Origin of the sequence: Janthinobacterium sp. (assembly GCF_009923995.1) — a bacterium.
In the GTDB taxonomy this organism is placed as follows: Bacteria; Pseudomonadota; Gammaproteobacteria; order Burkholderiales; family Burkholderiaceae_D; genus Janthinobacterium.
The window spans coordinates 1-6,870 of record NZ_RFSK01000116.1 but is presented as its reverse complement, the minus strand read 5'-3'; the positions used below and the strand labels follow the sequence as shown (position 1 = coordinate 6,870).

The 6,870-nt window shown below is 64.3% G+C and carries 7 protein-coding genes; all 7 read left to right on the top strand.

Annotated elements, in window-relative coordinates; all coding sequences use genetic code 11:
• Positions 1-292 (top strand): hypothetical protein (locus EBS11_RS27735; RefSeq protein ID WP_290608650.1); only part of this gene is annotated, 292 nt, incomplete at its 5' end.
• Positions 289-588: a hypothetical protein gene (locus EBS11_RS27730; RefSeq protein ID WP_290608648.1), complete on the top strand. Its 300-nt coding sequence runs from the start codon at positions 289-291 to the stop codon at positions 586-588. The genes EBS11_RS27735 and EBS11_RS27730, both read left to right, overlap by 4 nt.
• Entirely contained in the window at positions 585-1,478 is an 894-nt protein-coding gene (locus tag EBS11_RS27725; RefSeq protein WP_290608642.1) for a phosphoadenosine phosphosulfate reductase family protein, read from the top strand. Before EBS11_RS27730 ends, EBS11_RS27725 begins: the two co-directional genes overlap by 4 nt.
• Positions 1,475-2,797, top strand: coding sequence for a DEAD/DEAH box helicase (locus tag EBS11_RS27720; RefSeq protein WP_290608640.1), 1,323 nt, complete (start codon positions 1,475-1,477; stop codon positions 2,795-2,797). The genes EBS11_RS27725 and EBS11_RS27720 overlap by 4 nt, the downstream gene beginning before the upstream one ends.
• On the top strand, positions 2,794-3,756 hold the full coding sequence (locus EBS11_RS27715; protein WP_290608638.1) for a DNA cytosine methyltransferase: 963 nt from the start codon (positions 2,794-2,796) through the stop codon (positions 3,754-3,756). The genes EBS11_RS27720 and EBS11_RS27715 overlap by 4 nt, the downstream gene beginning before the upstream one ends.
• Positions 3,757-3,977: 221 nt before the next feature.
• On the top strand, positions 3,978-4,151 hold the full coding sequence (locus EBS11_RS27710; protein ID WP_290608637.1) for a hypothetical protein: 174 nt from the start codon (positions 3,978-3,980) through the stop codon (positions 4,149-4,151).
• On the top strand, positions 4,148-6,568 hold the full coding sequence (locus EBS11_RS27705; RefSeq protein ID WP_290608634.1) for a VapE domain-containing protein: 2,421 nt from the start codon (positions 4,148-4,150) through the stop codon (positions 6,566-6,568). The genes EBS11_RS27710 and EBS11_RS27705 overlap by 4 nt, the downstream gene beginning before the upstream one ends.
• Positions 6,569-6,870: the final 302 nt, after the last annotated feature.

The following is a 6,870-nucleotide window of genomic DNA, read 5'->3' as shown; positions in this document are numbered from 1 at the left end:
GACTGACTACGCGCACCGCGTCATCATGGACTGCGCGTGGCTGCTTGACCAGATGGACGACATGCGCTTGACCGTCGAATTCTTGCGACGGCTTGTCGGGCCTGTCGAGACTGCGGGGCAGCAGGGATACCGTCAGGGCTACACGGACGGCAAGGACGACGAACGCCGGGCCGTGCTGGAGTACCTGCGCGGCCAGAAGGGCGCGGCCGGTTCGTCCATCATCCCGCGGCTTGCGGGTGGCTGGGCCACGGACATTGAGAGCAGCAAGCACCGACGCCGGGGAAAGTCATGACCGATTTGGAAGCCATCAAGGCGCGCATCGCAAATGGGGTCTACGGGGATGACAGACTCACCGGGGCAGAAGTATTCGACGCGCTCGCTGCGTTGGATGCGCTGGTCGCAGAGGTCGAAGCCTTGCGCGCTCAGGTGCAGGAGCTGACGGCGCTGGGCGTGTCGCTGCACAAGGCCGCGGACGCGGGCGCGCAGGCCGAGCGCGCCGCCGTGGTGGCGTGGTTGCGTCGTAGGACTGCCTTGCGACACTATGCCGACTGCATCGAACGCGGCGAACACCGCGAGGAGAAGCCATGATGACCGTTCTTAGTCTGTCAGGCGGGAAAGACAGCACCGCGGCAGCTCTGTGGCTGCGGGAGCAGGGGATTGAACACGTCCGAGTGTTTCAGGACACGGGATGGGAACACCCCGCGCTTTACGCGCATCTTGACTATCTGGAAGAACAGCTAGGCCCGATTATCCGGCTTCGGTCAGATATTAACGTGGCACCGGAGTATGCCGACGCGGTGGCCGACATCGAACGGCGCCTAGGTGTGGCGTCGTCACCTATGGTGCGATGGGCCGTTAAAAAGGCCATGTTCCCTAGCCGTATGCGTCGGTATTGCACGCAAGAGCTGAAGGTCAGGCCGTTTCTTAAATGGGCGCGGGCTCAGGATGACGACATTCTAAGCGTTGTCGGAATCCGAGCGGAAGAAAGCGCGGCCCGGTCCGGACTGGCTGAACGCGAAGCCATGCCGGGCGCTGAAGATATCGAGGTCTGGCGCCCGCTCATCCGGTGGACGCTGGCCGACGTGGTGGACATCCACGCACGGCACAACGTCAGGCCGTGCAGCTTGTACCTAGAAGGCGCCTCCCGCGTCGGGTGCTGGCCGTGCATCATGTCGAATAAGTCTGAGCTAGCCATGTTGAGTAAAGATGATGCGCGTATCGATGTCATGCGCGACCTTGAGGCTTTGGTAGGACGAGTGGTAATAGATAGAAATCATCAGCACGCCGCAGGTTTGCCGACGTTTTTTCAGAACAAGCTTCCGGATAAATCTGGTACTTTCCCGCCATGGTCCATCGATAAAGTCATGGAATGGGCGCAAACGTCCAGAGGTGGCCGTCAGTTTGAGCTATTTGCGGCCGACCCGCGGGACGCTGGCTGCATGCGCTGGGGACTGTGTGACACGGGGAATAAATCATGATCGCTGTTATGGCTGGCGGGCTCCTGACCCCGCACGCGGAAGACGCATACGCTACCGAGTTGCCAAATCAGGCCTACCGCGTGGCTATCGGCATGCGCGAAAAAGGCCGGTATGTGCCGCTTCCCGATGAGAATATCCGGCCGTGGCGGTTTACCTGTGACGGCTACATAGTGCCGCGGTACGCGAAAACGTCAGCAACCGTCGTTGACGAAACGGTACTACCGGAAGCCGAAGAGCTGGGCGCGCATCCGGGGCTTACCTTGAGGCCGTACCAGCGCACCGCGCTTGCCGCGTGGTGGCGCCGGAAAAACGGAATCATTGTAGCGCCGTGCGGCGCAGGTAAGACCGCGATTGGCCTTACGGCCGTGCTTCACATTGCTACGCCCGCGCTTGTCTTAGTTCACACACACGACCTACTTAGGCAATGGCAAGCCCGCGCGCACGCTATCGGCATCCCCGTTCAGGTCATCGCAGACGGTGCGCCTCCGACCGTTTCGCGCCTTGTGGTTGCCACCATGCAAACCCTTGCGACGTGGTCGCGGAAAACGCTTGATAGCTGGGGCGAATCGTTCGGCCTTGTCGTAGTGGATGAGGCCCACCACGTACCGTGCGCGACACTTACGGACGTGCTGTACTCGCTGCCCGGCCGCTACCGACTCGCGTTGACGGCTACGCCAGAGCGGGCGGACGGCCTCACGCCGATTCTGCTAAGCCATATGGGGCCAGTTCGCGCGGAGGTCAGCAGGGCCGCGCTTATTGAGGCCAACGCTATCATCGTCCCCGAGGTGCGGCGCATTTCGACGGGCTGGGCGCCGAAGGAGGACTGCGACTATACCGAGATGGTCACGGCCAGCACCGAAAGCGCGAAGCGGAACGGTCTGATCGTGGCTTTGGCCTCGGCTGCTGTCGCGGAAGGCCGGACGGTGTTGATTCAGACGGAGCGCGTCGAACACGTCGAACAGCTCGGGCGCATGCTGCAAGGCATGGGCGTGGGCTCCGCGGCCGTGCATGGGCGCCTGCATCCCAAGGTAAGGGCGGCGCTGTTGGAATCGGTGGCATCGGGCAGGACGCCCGTGCTCATCGCCACCCAGCTCGCAGACGAAGGCCTCGACCTGCCGAAACTCGACACGCTGATACTCGGCGTCCCCCAGCGCAACGCGGCCCGCCTCGAGCAGCGCGTGGGGCGCATCGCGCGGCCTGCGCCTGGCAAGCTGGGCGCTGTGGTTTACGACCTCTGCGACGGCGGCAAAGCGGAGCGGCTCTGGTATCAGCGGCGGAAGGTCTACCGAATGATGGGATGCCCTGTGGTGGAGGCATGAATGAGCTACATCTTTTTGCTGGAGCAGGGGGGGGAATCCTCGGCGGACAGCTTCTCGGCCATACCTGCGTCTGTGCTGTCGAATGGGACGCCTACGCGCGGCGCGTCCTGCTTGCTCGACAGCGGGACGGGTCACTACCGCGGTTTCCGATCTGGGATGATGTCCAGACGTTCGACGGCACGCCGTGGCGCGGGCGCGTGGATGTTGTTGCGGGCGGCTTTCCGTGTCAGGACATATCCGCAGCGGGCAAAGGCGCTGGAATCGACGGAGATCGGTCGGGAATGTGGCGGCACATGGCCCGCATCATTGGCGAGGTACGACCGCGATTCGCGTTCGTGGAGAACTCCCCAGTTCTCACTTCTAGGGGGCTCGGAGTCGTTCTCGGCGACCTGGCCGCGCTGGGGTACGATGCGGAGTGGTGTGTGCTGGGAGCTTCCGACGCCGGAGCGCCACACCGACGAGAGCGCATCTGGATCCTTGCTGCCGACGCCGACAGTCAGAGACAGGACGAAAGACGCGCCAAACAGGATGGGTGGGATGTCGCTGGGCGTGTTTGTCAGGATGTGGCCGACGCCGACAGCTACAAACAGGCCATGCGAAGGAACGATCCGTTTGATGCGGAAAGCATGGGAAAACGGAATGGATCTTCACGAAGCGTCGGCAATTGCGGGGCGCGATGTCAGACTATCGCAGGGGAAAATACCAAAAGTGACAGAAAAAGTCAGAATGTGGCCGACGCCGACCGTAAACGATTCAAAAAACAACGGCGCACCGTCACAGCTAGAGAGGAAGACGCCGAACCTGAACGCTGTGGTTGGTGGGGCTCTGAACCCGACGTGGGTCGAGTGGCTAATGGGGTGGCCGCTCGGGTGGACAGACTGCGTTGCATCGGAAACGGTCAAGTACCGGCAGTGGCGGCGCTCGCATGGCAGACGCTGATGCGGCGGATTAACGAATAGACGCTCTCTCCGAGTGACCGTCTGATCCACGGTCAGGCCGTCCGGGTGTTGTTCCCCGGGCGGCCGTCTCGGGCGGACGTGTTACAACGTCTACAGTCGGCGCGGTGAATCAGACCGTGCCTGCATCACATTCAAGTTCTGGCCGATGATCGGCCACCCTGCTCCGTGCTGATTCCACGGGGCGGGGCCTTGGAGTGTCTATGCGAAAGGGAAAAGAGCTTATGACCATGCAGGAAGCGCGCCGACTGACCGAGCTGCGCTTGATGCTGCGGGTGGCGCGTGAATCCGGCATGAAAGACGCCAACGACATGTTCCCGCACATCGCGGCCGACCATGCCCGGTGGGCCGCTGGCGTCAGCCCCGAGACTATGGGTCAGATCAAGGAGCCGGAATGAGCAAGATTCTGACGACGGCCAAAGGCTACGTGCGCCGCGGCTGGCGCGTGTTTCCGCTTGAGGGCAAGCGGCCCTACGCGGGCACGCACGGACTGACCGACGCGAGCGCGGACGCCGCGCAGGTCGACCGCTGGTGGGCCGATAAGCCCGACTCCAACATCGGCGTCCGGACGGGCGCTGGCCCGCTCGGCTCTGGGATCTGGGTACTTGACCTCGACGCCAACACGGACGCGGAGGAGCGGGTCAACGAGGCCGCGGCAGGCGCCGACTACCGGAACACGCTGACCGTGCGGACAGGTGGCGGCGGCGTCCACCTGGTCTACCGGTACGGGCCGGAGCTGGTGGCGTGGCTGGCTGCGCAGCGGCTGACGTTGCCGACGCGGAACGGCATTGACGGCAAGGGGCTCGATGTCCGGTCGGATGGCGGGTACATCGTGGCCGTGCCGAGCGTTCACCCGGACACGGGCGAGGCCTACGAATGGCAGAACAAGGCACCGATTGCCGACGCGCCCGAGTGGCTGGTGCGGCTGGTGGCAAAGCCGATTGAGGAGCGGAAGGCCGCGCCGCCGCCGCCACGGGTCGAGGGCAACGGCTTTGGGGCTGCCGTGTTGCGGACAGCCGCGGCGAAGGTGGCGCAGGCCACGCAGGGCGAACGGCACGACGTGCTTCTTGCGCAGGCCCGCACGGTCGGCGGGTACGTGGTCAGCGCGGGCATCTCGCTGGCCGAGGCCGAGGCGGCGCTAATCGCGGCTGGCGAGGGCTGCGGAAAGCCTCCGGGCGAGGTGCGCCGAACGGTGCGCGACGGCCTGACGTATGGGCAGCGCGAGCCGTTGGCCGTGCCGGATAGACCGGAGCGCATGAAAGTCCAGGCCATGACCACGACAGACGAGCCAGCGACCGAGGCGGACGCGCCCACTCCAATAGGACAGCAGGCGCGCGACCTGATGGCGCGGGCGCTCGGCGCCGTCTACGCGCCCGACTGCAACAAGGCAACGCGGCAGGAAATCGTGCGCGAGCTGGCCGGAAGTGTCGACCTGCTGATCGAGGTGGCGGACACGGCCCCGGCCGAGTGGGCGGCGTGGTCAACGGGGATGGATGCCGCGGGCGGGATGTCGGAGCATATGCGCAGCGTCCGTCGCGCGGTCAAGGCCGGGCAGGACGACCGGCGCCGGGCTGAACGTGAAGTCAAGATGAACACGCGCAGCCAGTCGACCGGTAAGGAACGGGCCGCGCTGATGTCGCGCCTGTCGGTCAGCGAGGACGGCGTAGTACGCAGCAGCTATGCGAACATCGTTACGATCCTCAAGGGCGATCCACGGTATGCGAGCCTGCGATGTTCGACGCTGGGAAGCGTTGTGGAGCTTGATGGCAAGGTGATCGAAGAGGCGCCGGGCACGGCCGAGCTGTGCGAGTGGCTGCGCGACAGCTACGGCATGGACGCGGGCGAGGTGGCGGCGAAGTCCGCGCTGTACGCGGTCGCTCAGGGCCGGATGTATTCGCCCGTGGTGGAGTACCTGGACAGCGTGAAGGGCAAGGGCAGGGGCGACAGCGTGGGGCGCTTGCTGCGCGAATGTCTCGGCATCGCAGAGCCGACCGAGATGCAGGCCGCGATGCTGGGGCGGTTCTTGATCTCAGCGGTTGCCCGCGCGAAGCAGCCCGGGTGCAAGGTCGATACGGCCTTGATCCTTGTGGGCGAGCAAGGCGCCTTCAAGTCCACGCTGTTCAAGGGCTTGTTCGGCGAGTGGTTCGGCGACAGTCCGATCCCCATCGGCAACAAGGACGCCCCGATCAACATGTCCCGCGTGTGGGGCTACGAGGCTTCGGAGATGGATGACCTGACGAAGCGGCGTAGTGTTGAGTCGGTCAAGCAGTTCCTTGGCTCTGCCTCTGACCTGTACCGGCCGCCGTTCGCGCGCACGGCCGTGCTGGCGCCACGGCATACGGTTCTGTGCGGCAGCATCAATCCCGACAGCGGCAGCGGTGGCACGGCGTCGTTTCTGGCTGATCCCAGCGGGTCGCGGCGGTTCTGGATCATCACGGTGCCAAAGGACTGGATCATTCCGCGGGACAAGGTGCAGGCCATGCGCGACGAGGTGTGGGCCGACGCCCTGGACGCATACGAGGCGGGCGAGCGCTGGTGGTTCGACCGGTCAGAGGACAAGGTGCGCGAGGAGGACGCGCAGCAGTACCAGATCGAAGATGTCTGGACAGCCTCTGTCGCGGAGTGGATCGACGCGACGGTGGGCGAGGTCGGGAACTTCACGACGGCCGACGTGCTGGGCGGAATCGGGATCGACGTGGCCCGGCGGACGGCGAAGGAGTCGAGCCGGGTGCGGGCCGTTCTGGTTCGGCTCGGCTGGGTTGAGAAGGCCAGCCCGGCCGGGTTTCGCGGCCTCCGAGTCTGGCGGCGGGCATGATCAACACGGGCGCGTCTCGTAAGTACCCGGAATCATGCGCAACACGTCAACACGGGATGCGTGTTGATCAAGCTCTACACTCCTACGCGGGTAGAATCTGGGTAAGAAAATCTCCCCGCGTTTCTCTATGTGCAGTTGATGAAAAATGGTGTTGACGGTGTTGATCCGCTTTCTACGTCAGGAATCCGCTGTTGCGATCCGTGTTGATCCGTGTTGACGGTGTTGATCGGCTTTCGAGGCGGAAAAAGCGCGCAGGCTGTCGCTTTTGCCTTGACAGGTCGCGCGAGGCCGCACGGCATGCC